The sequence below is a fragment of the Pseudomonas sp. SW-3 genome (genome assembly GCF_016615645.1).
Lineage (GTDB): Bacteria > Pseudomonadota > Gammaproteobacteria > Pseudomonadales > Pseudomonadaceae > Aquipseudomonas > Aquipseudomonas mandelii.
In genome coordinates this window covers 3,967,823-3,981,913 of the sequence record NZ_CP067098.1, presented here as the reverse complement: position 1 = coordinate 3,981,913, position 14,091 = coordinate 3,967,823, and the positions used below count along the sequence as shown (strand labels likewise).

The window sequence follows — 14,091 nt, the reverse complement described above, 5'->3', positions numbered from 1 at the left end:
TCATGAGCGCAGTACCACGCCGCTGTCGTCTTCCCACCACACGTAGACTTTGTCGTCCCAGGTCGGTCGCGCGCCACGGCGTTCGGCGTTGGCCATGAACGATTGCACGACTTTGCCGCCAGGCAATTCCACGTAAAACACCGAGTGACCGCCGAGGTAGGCGATGTCATGCACCTTGCCTTCGGACCAGTTGTAGCGAGAGTCCGGCTTGAGGGTACTGACCAACATTTTTTCCGGGCGGATCGCGTAGGTGATCGACTTGTCCTGCACCGAGGTGCTGACGCCGTGACCGACGTAAATCTTCTGTTCCAGGTCCGGGCTGTGAATGATCGCGTGACCTTCAAGGTCTTCCACCACCGTGCCTTCGAAGGCGTTCACGTTGCCGATGAACTCGCAGACCATGCGGCTGACCGGTGCTTCATAAATGTCGACCGGGCTGCCGATCTGCGCGATCCAGCCCAGGTGCATGATCGCGATGCGCTCAGCCATGGTCATGGCCTCTTCCTGGTCATGAGTCACCATCACGCAGGTCACGCCGACCCGCTCGATGATTTCCACCAACTCCAGTTGCATCTGCGAACGCAGCTTCTTGTCCAGGGCGCCCATCGGTTCGTCGAGCAGCAACAGCTTCGGACGCTTGGCCAGGGAGCGGGCGAGGGCCACGCGCTGACGCTGACCGCCGGACAATTGATGGGGTTTGCGTTTGGCGTACTGGGTCATGTGCACCAGGCGCAGCATCTCTTCAACGCGGGCGTCGATTTCGCTGGCGGGCAAACGGTCCTGCTTGAGGCCGAAGGCAATGTTCTGCGCCACTGTCATGTGCGGGAACAAGGCGTATGACTGGAACATCATGTTGATCGGCCGTTCATACGGCGGCATGTCGGTGATGTCGACACCGTCGAGCAGAATCCGTCCCTCGGTCGGGCGCTCGAAGCCTGCGAGCATGCGCAGCAGGGTCGATTTGCCGGAGCCGGAACCACCGAGCAGGGCGAAGATTTCGCCTTGATGGATCTCAAGCGAGACATCATCCACCGCGGTGGTTTCGTCGAATTTCTTGGTGACGCGGTCGACTTTCACCAGCACCTTTTTCGGTGCCTGGTGACCCTCAAGAGCCTTCCTGTAGATGCTGGAGGCGTTTGCCATGTGAAACTCCCAACAGGTTTCAGTCGTCGGGCCAACGCGGCCTGACTTAAGAGTGGATTGCTAGCCCGGACAGGTTCAGTCGGAGCACGAACCCTGTAGGAGCGAGGCTTGCCCGCGAAGGCGGTGTATCAGGTATCGATGATGTCGACTGACACTCCGCCTTCGCGGGCAAGCCTCGCTCCTACAAGAGGTTGCGCTCGCCTGATCCGCATCGATCGGGCTTGTTCGGCGCCGCCGTCCTGGCTGCCTGGTAGTACTTGTTGTTATCGCAGTGTGTTGTTGTCGCAAGTCACGGACGCGCAAAGACACGCCCGCCTGACTCGCGGGGGCAGTAAAGGGGTGTTTTAAGTCAGCGGGTTTTACGCAACGCGGCCCGTCGCCGGCACGCATCACCGAACGCCTGGAAAATGCTCAAGTAGGGCGGGTTCGACAGGACCTGCCATTCCGGGTGCCATTGCACGCCGACGGCAAACGCCTGGCTGTGTTCCACCGAAATGGCTTCGATCAAACCGTCCGGCGCAACCGCTTCGGCGCGCAGGCCTGGCGCCAATCGATCAATACCCTGACTGTGAATCGAATTGACCCTGAACTCGGCGGGCAACTCCATCGCTTCGAACACGCCACCCGGTTGCACCGTCACGGTATGCGCCGGGGCGTATTGCACCGCCAGCTCGGGACTGTCCGCTTCCCGGTGATCGAGCATGCCGGGCAGTTCATGCACCTTCTGGTGCAGGCTGCCGCCGAACGCCACGTTCATTTCCTGAAAGCCGCGGCAGATGCCGAGCACCGGCACGCCCGCCGCAATGGCTGCACGCAATAAAGGAAGGGTGGTGGCGTCCCGCGCCGGATCGTGATCCGTGCCGGGGGCACTGTCCGGGCCTTGATAGTGGAAGGGTTCCACATTCGAGGGCGAGCCGGTCAGCAGCAGACCGTCGAGCTGCGCGAGCAGATCGTCGATATCGGTCAATTCGCCTAGGGAAGGAATAACGACGGGCAGCCCCAAAGCCGCAACGCTGACAGCACGCAAGTACTTGTCGCCGCTGATGTGGTAGGGGTGCAGGCCAATCTGTTTGACGCACGCTGTAACGCCGATCAATGGCTTGAATGCCATTTTTATCACCTCGAAGTTTCACACTTGAACGAGCTTTTCCGGAGCTTAGCCTTGTTGATTTTAATTAACAACTCTCATGTAAAAAATTCTAAACGCCGATCGTCCGATCCTCAGGGTTTAAGCGGTGCTCAAGACCGTTATGGCACTCTCGTCCCCCAAAAAGGCCCGAAAATAAAGGTGGAGAGGCCAAGTGTTCGCTATTGACTTCACTTTGCCGTTCGGGTTGACTGGGCTCGCAACAAGGTAGTGAACATAATAATTAACAGCTAATAGGTGCATCATGTCGGTCCCTCTGCGTACCGTTCAACTCAACGAAGCAAACGCATTCCTTAAGAAATATCCTGAGGTTTTGTACGTCGACCTTCTGATTGCGGATATGAACGGTGTGGTGCGCGGCAAGCGCATCGAACGCACCAGTCTTCATAAGGTTTACGAAAAAGGCATTAACCTGCCGGCGTCTCTGTTTGCTCTGGACATCAATGGTTCTACGGTGGAAAGCACCGGCCTGGGTCTGGACATCGGCGACTCGGATCGAATCTGCTATCCCATCCCTGGCACTCTGAGCATCGAGCCGTGGCAGAAGCGTCCAACCGCGCAGTTGCTGATGACCATGCACGAACTGGAAGGCGAGGCGTTCTTCGCTGACCCGCGTGAAGTGCTGGCCAATGTGGTGCGCAAGTTCGACGACATGGGCCTGACCATCTGCGCGGCGTTCGAACTTGAGTTCTACCTGATCGACCAGGACAACGTGAACGGTCGTCCGCAATCGCCACGTTCGCCGGTCTCGGGCAAGCGTCCGGTGTCGACCCAGGTGTATTTGATCGACGACCTGGATGAATACGTCGACTGCCTGCAAGACATCCTTGAAGGCGCGAAAGAGCAGGGCATTCCTGCCGACGCCATCGTCAAGGAAAGCGCCCCGGCGCAGTTCGAAGTGAACCTGCATCACGTCAACGACCCTATAAAGGCCTGCGACTACGCGGTGTTGCTCAAGCGTCTGGTGAAGAACATCGCCTACGACCACGAGATGGACACCACGTTTATGGCCAAGCCGTATCCGGGCCAGGCGGGCAACGGTTTGCACGTGCACATTTCGATTCTCGACAAAGAAGGCAACAACATCTTTGCCAGCGAGGATCCCGAGCAGAACGCCGCGCTGCGACACGCGATCGGCGGTGTGCTCGAGACCCTGCCGGCGCAGATGGCCTTCCTGTGCCCGAACGTCAACTCATACCGTCGTTTCGGCGCGCAGTTCTACGTACCGAATTCGCCGAGCTGGGGCATCGACAACCGTACCGTTGCCGTGCGTGTGCCGACCGGTTCCGCCGATTCGGTGCGCATCGAACACCGCGTGGCGGGTGCCGATGCCAACCCGTATCTGTTGATGGCGTCGGTGCTGGCCGGTATTCACCACGGCCTGACCAACCAGATCGAGCCGGGCGCCCCGGTGGAAGGCAACAGCTACGAGCAAAACGAGCAGAGCCTGCCGAACAACCTGCGCGATGCATTGCGTGAGCTGGACGACAGCGAAGTCATGGCCCGTTACATCGACCCGCTGTACATCGACGTGTTCGTGGCGTGCAAGGAAAGCGAGCTGGCCGAGTTCGAGAACTCCATCTCCGACCTTGAGTACAACTGGTATCTGCATACCGTCTGATGGGTTGAGCGGTGGGGCAATTACTTTCGATATTGAATGTGAGGGCCTCTTCGCGGGCAAGCCTCGCTCCTACAGGGAGAAGTGCCTGGCGCAGAAGCCGTGCACGCTGCAATACCTGTAGGAGCGAGGCTTGCCCGCGAAGACGGCCGCGCAGTCAGCGATGCAATTCGCCTGATACACCACCTTCCAACGACTTCTTATTCCTCTGCGTCGAGTCACAACCATGACAAACACTCGCAGCGACTGGGAACAACGCTTCCAGTCCCTCACTATCGAAGGCCGCGCATTCATCGACGGCCAATACCGCCCGGCACTCAGCGGCGACACCTTTGAATGCATGAGCCCGGTCGACGGTCGCTTCCTCACCAACGTCGCCAGCACCGACGAAGCCGATGCCAACGAAGCCGTGGCCGTCGCGCGTCGCACCTTCGAATCCGGTATCTGGGCCAACCTCGCCCCGGCCGAGCGCAAGCGCATCCTGATCCGCTTCGCCGATCTGATCCTGGCCAACCAGGAAGAACTCGCCCTGCTCGAAACCCTCGACATGGGCAAGCCGATCAACGATTCCATGAACATCGACATCCCGGCGACCGCCAACGCGATCCGCTGGAGCGCCGAAGCCATCGACAAAATCTACGACGAAGTCGCCGCCACGCCGCATGATCAACTGGGCCTCATCACCCGCGAGCCAGCGGGCGTGGTCGCCGCCATCGTGCCGTGGAACTTCCCGTTGATCATGGCCAGCTGGAAGTTCGCCCCGGCGCTCGCGGCCGGCAACTCGTTCATCCTCAAGCCTTCGGAAAAGTCGCCACTGACCGCCATCCGCATCGCCCAGTTGGCACTGGACGCTGGCATCCCCAAAGGCGTGTTCAACGTCCTGCCGGGTTACGGTCATACCGTCGGCAAGGCGCTGGCGTTGCACATGGACGTCGACGTGCTGGCCTTCACCGGCTCGACCGCGATTGCCAAGCAACTGCTGATCTATTCCGGGCAAAGCAACATGAAACGCGTCTGGCTCGAAGCAGGGGGGAAGAGCCCGAACGTGGTGTTCGCCGACGCGCCGGATTTGCGCGCGGCAGCACAAGCGGCGGCCGGTGCGATTGCCTTCAACCAGGGCGAAGTCTGCACCGCCGGCTCGCGCTTGCTGGTGGAACGTTCGATTCGCGAGCAGTTCATTCCGCTGCTGGTGGAAGCGCTGCAAGCCTGGAAACCGGGGCACGCACTCGATCCGGAAACCACCGTCGGTGCGGTTGTCGATCAGCGTCAACTGGACAACGTGTTGCGCTACATCCAGGTCGGCAAAGACCAGGGCGCGCAACTGATCGCGGGCGGCCGTCGCACCCTCGAAGCCACCGGTGGCCTGTACGTGGAGCCGGCGATTTTCGACGGTGTGACCAACGCCATGACCATCGCCCGGGAAGAAATCTTCGGCCCGGTGCTGTCGCTGATCACCTTCGACACCGCGGAAGAAGCCCTGGCCATCGCCAACGACAGCATCTTCGGCCTGGCCGCCGGCGTATGGACCAGCAACCTCAGCAAGGCCCACACCTTCGCCCGTGGCTTGCGCGCCGGCAGTGTCTGGGTCAACCAGTACGACGGCGGCGACATGACCGCGCCGTTCGGCGGGTACAAGCAGTCGGGTAACGGTCGGGACAAATCGCTGCACGCGTTCGACAAATACACCGAACTCAAAGCGACCTGGATCAAGCTCTAATACTTCTACAACGGCGGCCGCCGGCTTGTGTCGGCGACCATCGGAGAAACCTATGAAACAGACTCATGTAAATAGCTACTACGCCGCAACCCGCAACTTCACCGGCGACTTCCCCGTCCTGGAACAAGCTGTGGACTGCGACGTCTGCATCATTGGCGCCGGCTACACCGGTCTGTCCTCGGCCCTGTTCCTCTGCGAAGCGGGCTACAGCGTGACCGTGCTCGAAGCCGCCAAAGTCGGTTTCGGCGCCAGCGGTCGCAATGGCGGCCAACTGGTCAACTCCTACAGCCGCGACGTTGATGTCATCGAAGAACGCTACGGCGACAAAACCGCCGAAGTCCTCGGCAGCATGATCTTCGAAGGCGCCGACATCATTCGTCAGCGCATACAGCACTACGACATCCAGTGCGACTACAAGCCGGGCGGCATCTTCGCTGCGCTGAACAAAAAGCAGCTCAAAGGCCTGGCCGAGCAGAAAAGCAGCTGGGAGCGTTACGGCAACAAAAACCTGACCATGCTCGACGCGACCGACATCAAGCGCGAAGTCGGTTGCGACAACTACGTCGGCGGCTTGCTCGACATGCAGGGCGGCCACATCCACCCGCTGAACCTGGCCCTCGGCGAAGCCTCGGCCATCATCGGCCTGGGCGGCAAAATCTACGAGCAATCGGCAGCGGTGGAAATCACCTACGGCGAACCGATCACCGTGCGCACCGCCAAAGGCGTCGTGCGCGCCAAGTACCTGCTGATCGCCGGTAACGCCTACCTGCCGCAAGACCTCGACAACCGCGTCACGCGCAAAAGCATGCCGTGCGGTTCGCAAATCGTCGTCACTGAACCGTTGTCGGAAAAGGTTGCGCGCAGCCTGATCAAAAACAACTACTGCGTCGAAGACTGCAATTACTTGCTGGACTACTACCGCCTCACCGCCGACAACCGCCTGCTGTACGGTGGCGGCGTGGTCTACGGTGCCCGCGAACCGGACGACATCGAGCAACTGATCAAGCCGAAAATCCTCAAGACCTTCCCACAGCTGAAGGACGTGAAGATCGACTACCGCTGGACCGGCAACTTCCTGCTGACCATGTCCCGCATGCCGCAATTCGGCCGCATCGAGAAAAACGCCTACTACATGCAAGGTTACAGCGGCCACGGCGTCACCTGCTCGCACCTGGCCGGCAAACTGATCTCGGAAATGATCCGCGGCGACGCCGAACGCTTCGACGCGTTCGCCTCGCTCCCGCATATGCCGATGCTCGGCGGCCGCACCTTCCAGGCGCCACTCACTGCCATGGGCGCCGCGTATTACGCGTTGCGCGATCGGTTCGGGATCTAAGCCCAACGCAATCCCTGTAGGGGCCAAGCCTGCTGGCGAAGACGGCGGCACAGTCAACATCGACGTCGCCAGACACACCGCCATCGCGAGCAGGCTCACTCCTACAGGAGATCTGTGGCGTGCACAAAATGTGTGTACGCCCGGCCCAAACTGTAGGAGTGAGCCTGCTCGCGATGGCGCCAGATCAGCCACCATCAATGTCGCCTGACACCCCGCCATCGCGAGCAGGCTCACTCCTACAGGAGATCTATGGCGTGCACAGAATGTGTGTACGCCCCGGCCCAAACTGTAGGAGTGAGCCTGCTCGCGATGGCGCCAGATCAGCCACCATCACCGCCACCTGACACCCCCCGAACCCACATCGCCAAACGGTCTGACATGAGCACCCTCAGCTTTTTCACTAACCAGTTATCGAACCTGCTGAGCAACACCACCAAACGTGATTTAATACCCGCCTTTCACATTTCCGGGACAGGGAAGCGGTACTTTCGCGGCCAAAAGTCGCCCGCCATCCACCCCCATAACCCTTAAGTATTTCTCGCATAAGGCTGTCATGGACACGGGCTCACGACTCAAATTAGTACGCGAAAGCTACAAACTGTCCCAGCGCGAGCTGGCCCGGCGTAGCGGCGTCACCAATGCCACCATCTCCCTGATCGAACAGAATCGCGTCAGTCCCTCCGTCAGCTCCCTGAAAAAACTGCTCGAAGGCATTCCCATGTCCTTGGCGGATTTCTTTACCTTCGACCAACCGCCGCGTGAGCATCAATACGTATTCCGCGCCAATGAACAGCCGGATCTTGGGCGTCATGGGTTGCGGCTGCTGTTGATTGGCGCTTCGGTGCCGAGCCGGCAGATGCGCCTTTTGCGCGAGCAATACGCGCCGGGCGCGAGTTCGGGGGAAGAGCCGATTGTGCATTCGGAAGGCGAGGAGTGCGGGCTGGTTACGCGGGGGACGGTTGAGTTGACGGTTGATGGTCAGATCAGCGTGCTCAACGCTGGCGACGGCTATTACTTCCCGACGACGTTGCCTCACAAGTTTCGCAATATTGGCCAGGATGAAGCGGAAATCATCAGCGCTAACACCCCGGCCAACTTCTGATATCAAAACGGACGCCATCCTTTAGCAGCTGCCGAAGGCTGCGTCCGCGGCCAACAGCCATGCCCAATAGACGCACCTGCTACAGGGTTTGATCAAAGCAAATGGACTTCATCTCATGACCACGCCCCGCATCCGAGCCCTCGCACTCTGCATCTTCCATCACGATGGCAGGATACTGGTCAACGAAGCACTCGACCCCGTTACTGGAAAGCCCTTCATGCGCCCAATCGGTGGCGGAATAGAGTTCGGCGAAACCAGCGCCCAAGCCGTACTACGTGAAGTCGATGAAGAACTTGGCTTATCCATTACCGATGTTCGCCTGTTGGGCACACTCGAAAACATCTTCACCTATGCCGGCACGCCCGGGCACGAAATCGTGCAGGTCTACGATGCGAAATTCGTGGATGCCAGCGTCTATGAACTGCTCCACTTGGATGCTCAAGAAAGCGATGGCGCTGCCTTTGTAGCGAAGTGGTTGGCGCTCGACAGTATTACTGGCGAAACGCCGTTGGTGCCTGCTGGGCTATACGAGTTGCTGAATAAAGTCGTACTGCTGGACTGATGCTCGGTCATTAGCAATAGCGCTGTTTAACGTATTGATCGCCAAGGATGCGATCACCTTTCAAGGAGCGAAAATGACATTGACTGCCGAAGCTTTGGTCAGCATCGCGATGACCAATCCAGTAAACGCGGAAATCGGATCTATTTGATGCATAGATCTGGTACTTTTTTTAATGTCTCCAAGTCAGGTGTAAGCCAGCAATCGTCCGCAGAGCACCACGCTGATCCATAACATAATCGAAAATATCGCCTGGATTTTTGCTATTCCTGGCGCCGCGGCGTCGGTGTTCCATCGGGCTACTGACCGAAAGACACCCACATGAAAAAGAGCCGCGTTGAGGCCCGCAATACCGATCAAGCACAGCTTCAGAATAAAAACGCTGTTAGATGCGAAGTCGTGCGGATGGGCTGAAAACATCATCAGCCCCGCCGGGACGATCAACAGCAGGGCCGCGACTCCCCACCTCAGCAGGTGGCGGGCCAGTGCCGTCACCGGAAGATCTCTCGACAGCCCGAGAACCCGCAGATCGAACATGACGACCGAGCCGACAAGCACCACGAAGCCAATGATGTGAACCACCTCGACGATCGGATACAGCCATAACTCGCTTCGCATGGCCAACCCGAGTGGCGAGTCACCCACATCGTCCAGCCAGCCGTCCAGACCCGATCCACCGCGGGTGCCAGTTGTCTGCATCAACGTAACTCAGTGGTTTTGTTGTCGACCGTGATGCGTTCTGCGCGCAGTTCATCGGGGTTGTTGCGATTCTGATAGCCCACCACCGTAGCCCGTTTTCCGACACTCAGCATTTCCCTGGAAAGCCCCCGGTTTTCCATGCGCGATGGCGGCGCAAGCACGACACTCCAGGTCTTGTCGTCGGTCTTCAGGCGAATGAACCCGTGCGGGTGGGAATAACCGGACTCCTCGATCGTTCCGTTCAACTGCAAGGGTTTGCTCGAGTCATACTCACTCCAGCCGTGATGAGCGAACACCGTCGATGCCACCAGTAACGTTGAGAATCCAAGAGCCCCAAGCAAGCGCTTCATGATGCAATCTCCTGTTACGGATCATTGATGACCGTCGACCTGTTCTGATCGGGAACAGGTCAATCCAGAGAGTCTTAAAAATAGTACAGATTCTTGATGAGGGGAGGCCGGGACGGCTTCGCCGTCCAGCGGGAGCAAGCTCCCTCGCCACGGAAGGTGGTTTCTAGGTAAAAGGGGACGTATATGGAAAAGGTGACAGATCTATTTAAATAAAAGACCTGTCACCTTTATCACGCGGCTGTCGCTGTGCCGTTCAGCTAAGGCGCGATGGATTTGCACTGATTGCGCAGACCGTCGTCCTTGATGTTCTGGCAACCTCCGGAGCCTTGCTGGGCCTTGCAGTAATTGCGCTGGTCATCATCGCGAATGTTTCCACAGTCACTCGTACCTTCTGTTTGCGCTTTGCAGGCATTGCGCATGTCGTCGTTCTTGATGTTTTGGCAACCTCCCGAACCCTGCTTGGCTTTGCAATAGTTGCGCTGGTCATTGTCGCGAATGTTTCCACAATCACTCGTACCCTCCGTTTCCGCTTTGCAGGCGTTGCGCTGGTCGTCGTTCTTAATATTCTGACAACCGCCTCGGCCCTCACGCGCCTTGCAATAGTTACGCTGGTCATCGTTGCTGATGTTTTCGCAACTGGCGTAAACGTAGCTGCTGAACATCAGCATCACTGCGAGTATTAGTCTCATTGCACACTTCCTTGATTTTTCAGGGATCAGCCTGACGCTGGTTACTCCACCCATTTGATGTCGTGGGGGTGCCATCATATCGACGTCAGTTTGTAGAAAAGTTCCAGGGCAAAAAAGGAGGTTATGTGCACCGATAACATCAAAGGGGATGGATTTATTTTCTGAAAATAAATCCGTTCCCTTATTCCAATGCGCTCAAGGCGTCGGCGGCGTTAATCGATCCAGGGCACAACCGTTGGCTGCTGACGGCTTAGCCTGAAAAAGTCGAACGCCGGAATCCAGATCAACGATGCTGACCTGGCAGCCGCTCATGACATTGGGGCCATCGGTGATGCCGCCCTTGATCACATAGCGGGCTCCCGGCATGAACTCACTGACAAAATCGACCGTGCATCGTCGGTTGCCGCTGGCTCCGCCTTCCAACACCAGATGGATCGGTTTGCCCGATTCAATGGCTCGAAAACCTTCGGGTTCCGAGGGGTACCCGCCTCTGACCGAGAATAATTGCCGAGCAGGTGCCACGGGGACCGACCTGCCGTACTTGCAGGCGATGGTCGGCGCTGCGCTCAGGGTCAGGTAGTTGCGGCGGTTGAAGAGTGCGTCCATCTCACTGCGAATCTGCGCTTGGGGAGCATTGGCAGGGGTTTCGTATTGCGGTATCGGCGAGCAAGCGGTAATCAGAAGCAGGAGCGAGCCTGAGTACAACGGTTTCATGGGCATTTCTGTCCTTAGCGGTTGGAGATGGGCACTCTAATGCTATTTGTTGAATAAAAAGGGAACGCATTTATTTTCGCCCTTAGGATTTGACGTAGTTATCCGAGGCCCCGCCAGAAATGAACGGGACTTTTTAGTTCTCGAAAAAGGTGACCGAAAAAGGTGACATATCCATTTAAATAATTAGATCTGCCACAGTTTTCCGAATGGCCAGCCAACTCAAAATTCCACCACATCAATCGTCCACTCGGCCTGCACGTTCTTCGTGACGTATTGGAACGGCACAAACATTCCATACGCCTCGAGGTAGACGTAAATGTCGGTGCTGTATTGGTAAGTATCTTTTATGCAGCTGAGTACCTTGGCAGTCCCGGTCAAACTCGGGTGATACGTGCTCGCAGGTTTCTGCGACTGCACCTCACAGCTGTATCTGTCGTCGACGGGCACCAGGGCTCTGGGACCTTTCCCGCCGTTGGTGTATTGAAGCCGCATTTCTTGCGCCGTGTATCGCAGGAGTGCGCCGACCGGCATGTGCGCCCAATCGCCCTCGAAGTTGAGGTTCGTCAGCGCCTTATCCTCAATCGTTATCTCACCTGCACGACTGCTGAATTGACTTTCAGCCAGGACAATCAGGCCTCGGAACGTGGCTTTGGCCCACTGACCGCGTCGGTCTTCATAACGCTCCGTCAGTTGATTACCCGTCTTGCCTGAAAGGTATGTCGAGTCACGCCCGTTGAGCCGCACGCCTTCATCTGAATACTGCCTTGGCTGGGAGTTATCCTTGAACACCCGGCGTAGGTGCTGAATGCTTTTCTCCGGTTTGGGCATATTCAATGCCTCGATGGCTTTCAACACCGGGGCGGCAACGACGGGGGCCGGTAATTCGAAAGGCGACTGCTCACGCCCTTCAAATTGAGTGTATTGGTCTAGCAATTGCGGTTTGCCGCAGGCCACTTGAACCAGCTGACGCTCATCGGCGCTGAGGCTTTGCGAGCCGATGGCTTTAAGATCTGTCTGCATGCTTCCAGCGAGTACACGACTGTGAGTATCAAGGTAGAAATGGCTTAACGCGGTCAGTTGTTGCAGGGCGCAGTTGGCCGTCCACCGCTGGCGTACCTGCCCATACAAGGCGTTTTTGCCGGGCATCAACATCTCGCCGGGCAGTACGCGGGCCGTCCAGAAAGTCACCTCATCACCTGTTACTTTCAGGCTGCTGCGGTCGATCATCTGCCAATCCTGATGCTCGGGTGCGGAGAACACGCGCCATTGAGGAGGTGCTGTCTGGGCACACACCTGCTTCAACTGCGCACTTTGCAGGTACCGGCTTTTTTGTTCAGCAGGCAATTGTCGGGAGTCTTCCGAACGCCCTCGCGGGTTCGCGGCGAATAGCGACATTCCCGCTTTGCTGCGGTAAGCCATCTGCGCATCGGGCTGGCTGCAGTGGGCGTCGAAACGGGCCAGATAATGGAGTTCCGGACTTGGGGACGAAGTCACTAGATAGGTGATCCGATCACCCTCGCGCACGATCGAGTTCGGCTCGGGTGTTTCGAACAGCACACTGTTGAAAACCGCAAAACCCGGCTGGGCCTCAGGTGTTGTAACTTGAGCGGGTTTTGTTGCTTGGCATCCAGAGAGGATCAGGGCAACGGTCAGCAGTGAAAAAAAGCTGGAAGGGCGGGACGTGGCATCCATGCGGGTGTACTTCATTGAAAGAGTGATGGCATATTAACATGAGCACTGGCCGCCCAATAGGACGTCGCTTGTACCGACTAAGGCATCTGGATTTCAGGGCTGCGACTCAAATTATGGAGAGACAAAGTTGACTGGACAGGTTTTGAAGTCGAAGTTGGTCAATTTTCTGGTGGCCGATGCCGAGGTGAATTACGACAACGTGGACGATTTATATTCCGTGGCTGAGGCTGGCAATGTGGACGCGTTGGGCGATGTGCTGGAGGCCTTCAAGGAAGCATACGGAGGACTTTGGGTTGGCGGGAAGATGGAGCTGACGCAAAAAATGGTTCGTTTGAGTGCCAATGCCATGAACCGTCTTGTTCAGGACGGGACGCTGGATATTGAGCTCCCACTGGCATTCATCCGAAAGGTCACTATTGAAGGCGGGTTCATGACGAAGATCATCCGTCTGGATACCGGCGCTGGCAGCGTTAAATTCCGGTGTTTTGGTGCGAAGGATGTCGCGGCGCTGATAGAGAAGACAATTCACTCGCCAACTCGACAGGCCTGAACAACACAAAAAACCCGCAACTCAGTGCGGGTTTTTTTACGACTCAACTTTGATCACTGACTCTTGGGTGCATCAAACCCACGCTGCTCAATCACCCGAAACACATCGCGCACATCCTGGACCATGATCCGGGCGATGTTGGTGACGGTGTTGATGTCGTGTTCGGCATAGTCGGGGAGGCTGGTGCAGGCCATGAGGTTGAGGTATTTGAGGACGGCGTTGAGGCGTTCGCTGAGGCAGTTATGGAGTTCGCGCAGCGGGGCGTCGTAGTCGATGAGCAGGACGGGGTAGTCGGTGGCGAGTTGGGACATGGGGGTGAAGCGGCGAGGCGGATTGTTTGTTGGCATTGGATAAGATTCTTTATTAAAGGAATGAACCGCCACCTTTTTTGCTGCGAAACAAAATGGGTGGCAACTGTGCGCGGGTTCGCAGACCAGGAAGAATCAAACCCGGCAGACTCGAAAGTCTCCCACGCACAGCCGCCATAAACTGCGACACAGGCGAAGCTCGCCTGGGTGTCTTATGACGGTGCCGGCTGATTCTATTCTGTAGGGCCGCGAAACCCAATCGCTAACTTTGGTCAGCGACGGGTCGAATATAGGCGGCGATTTTGGTGCCTGCAAACGGGTGTGTAGGACCAAAATCGTTACTTTGTGGCTGATGGCGGATCCTGCATTCAGCTGAATAACAGTCGGAAAATCAGAACGTGTTTAATGCCAGCTGAACCGTGCGTGCCGGATTTGCGGCTGCTGTGCAGCCGAACGCAGGCTTCGCC

14 protein-coding genes are annotated in these 14,091 nt (G+C 57.5%); 6 read left to right on the top strand and 8 right to left on the bottom strand.

Annotated features, from left to right (window positions below; all coding sequences use genetic code 11):
- Both JIO00_RS17750 and JIO00_RS17745 read right to left on the bottom strand, forming a co-directional pair.
- On the bottom strand, positions 1–1,143 hold the full coding sequence (locus JIO00_RS17750; RefSeq protein ID WP_010455438.1) for an ABC transporter ATP-binding protein: 1,143 nt from the start codon (positions 1,141–1,143) through the stop codon (positions 1–3).
- Positions 1,144–1,492: 349 nt separating this feature from the next.
- A complete protein-coding gene (locus JIO00_RS17745; protein WP_077749123.1) occupies positions 1,493–2,254 on the bottom strand; it encodes a gamma-glutamyl-gamma-aminobutyrate hydrolase family protein in 762 nt (253 codons plus the stop codon).
- Between the two features lie 280 nt (positions 2,255–2,534).
- Here JIO00_RS17745 and JIO00_RS17740 point away from each other — a divergent pair, with 280 nt between their 5' ends.
- The 5 genes from JIO00_RS17740 (at position 2,535) to JIO00_RS17720 (ending at position 8,625) form a co-directional block, all read left to right on the top strand.
- Entirely contained in the window at positions 2,535–3,911 is a 1,377-nt protein-coding gene (locus tag JIO00_RS17740) for a glutamine synthetase family protein (protein ID WP_010455434.1), read from the top strand.
- A gap of 223 nt (positions 3,912–4,134) precedes the next feature.
- On the top strand, positions 4,135–5,625 hold the full coding sequence (locus tag JIO00_RS17735) for an aldehyde dehydrogenase (RefSeq protein ID WP_083376437.1): 1,491 nt from the start codon (positions 4,135–4,137) through the stop codon (positions 5,623–5,625).
- Positions 5,626–5,677: 52 nt separating this feature from the next.
- Complete coding sequence (locus tag JIO00_RS17730) at positions 5,678–6,961, top strand: NAD(P)/FAD-dependent oxidoreductase (protein WP_010455430.1); 1,284 nt, start codon at positions 5,678–5,680, stop codon at positions 6,959–6,961.
- A 553-nt stretch (positions 6,962–7,514) separates the two neighbouring features.
- Positions 7,515–8,063 (top strand): cupin domain-containing protein, encoded by a 549-nt coding sequence (locus tag JIO00_RS17725; RefSeq protein WP_007946335.1) that lies wholly within the window; start codon positions 7,515–7,517, stop codon positions 8,061–8,063.
- 115 nt (positions 8,064–8,178) lie between these two features.
- A complete protein-coding gene (locus JIO00_RS17720) occupies positions 8,179–8,625 on the top strand; it encodes an NUDIX hydrolase (protein ID WP_200666475.1) in 447 nt (148 codons plus the stop codon).
- Positions 8,626–8,808: 183 nt separating this feature from the next.
- Here the strand turns inward: JIO00_RS17720 and JIO00_RS17715 are convergent, their stop codons facing one another.
- The 5 genes from JIO00_RS17715 to JIO00_RS17695 all read right to left on the bottom strand — a co-directional run bounded on the left by JIO00_RS17715 (position 8,809) and on the right by JIO00_RS17695 (position 12,766).
- On the bottom strand, positions 8,809–9,321 hold the full coding sequence (locus JIO00_RS17715) for a DUF6644 family protein (protein WP_083376439.1): 513 nt from the start codon (positions 9,319–9,321) through the stop codon (positions 8,809–8,811).
- On the bottom strand, positions 9,321–9,671 hold the full coding sequence (locus JIO00_RS17710) for a DUF6152 family protein (RefSeq protein WP_077749504.1): 351 nt from the start codon (positions 9,669–9,671) through the stop codon (positions 9,321–9,323). The genes JIO00_RS17715 and JIO00_RS17710 overlap by 1 nt, the downstream gene beginning before the upstream one ends.
- Positions 9,672–9,928: 257 nt before the next feature.
- The gene (locus JIO00_RS17705) at positions 9,929–10,360 is read right to left on the bottom strand and encodes a hypothetical protein (RefSeq protein ID WP_172791254.1); all 432 of its coding nucleotides are present in this window, start codon (positions 10,358–10,360) and stop codon (positions 9,929–9,931) included.
- A 195-nt stretch (positions 10,361–10,555) separates the two neighbouring features.
- Complete coding sequence (locus JIO00_RS17700; protein ID WP_234452899.1) at positions 10,556–11,080, bottom strand: hypothetical protein; 525 nt, start codon at positions 11,078–11,080, stop codon at positions 10,556–10,558.
- A 213-nt stretch (positions 11,081–11,293) separates the two neighbouring features.
- Positions 11,294–12,766 carry a hypothetical protein gene (locus JIO00_RS17695; RefSeq protein ID WP_200666473.1) on the bottom strand — a complete coding sequence of 491 codons (1,473 nt, stop codon included), beginning with the start codon at positions 12,764–12,766 and terminating at the stop codon, positions 11,294–11,296.
- Between the two features lie 127 nt (positions 12,767–12,893).
- Here JIO00_RS17695 and JIO00_RS17690 point away from each other — a divergent pair, with 127 nt between their 5' ends.
- Positions 12,894–13,316, top strand: coding sequence for a hypothetical protein (locus tag JIO00_RS17690; protein ID WP_145308309.1), 423 nt, complete (start codon positions 12,894–12,896; stop codon positions 13,314–13,316).
- Positions 13,317–13,369: 53 nt separating this feature from the next.
- Here JIO00_RS17690 and JIO00_RS17685 read toward each other — a convergent pair whose 3' ends face one another.
- Positions 13,370–13,663, bottom strand: a complete 294-nt coding sequence (locus JIO00_RS17685) for a fructose-bisphosphate aldolase (protein ID WP_200666471.1) — start codon at positions 13,661–13,663, stop codon at positions 13,370–13,372.
- Positions 13,664–14,091 lie beyond the last annotated feature (428 nt).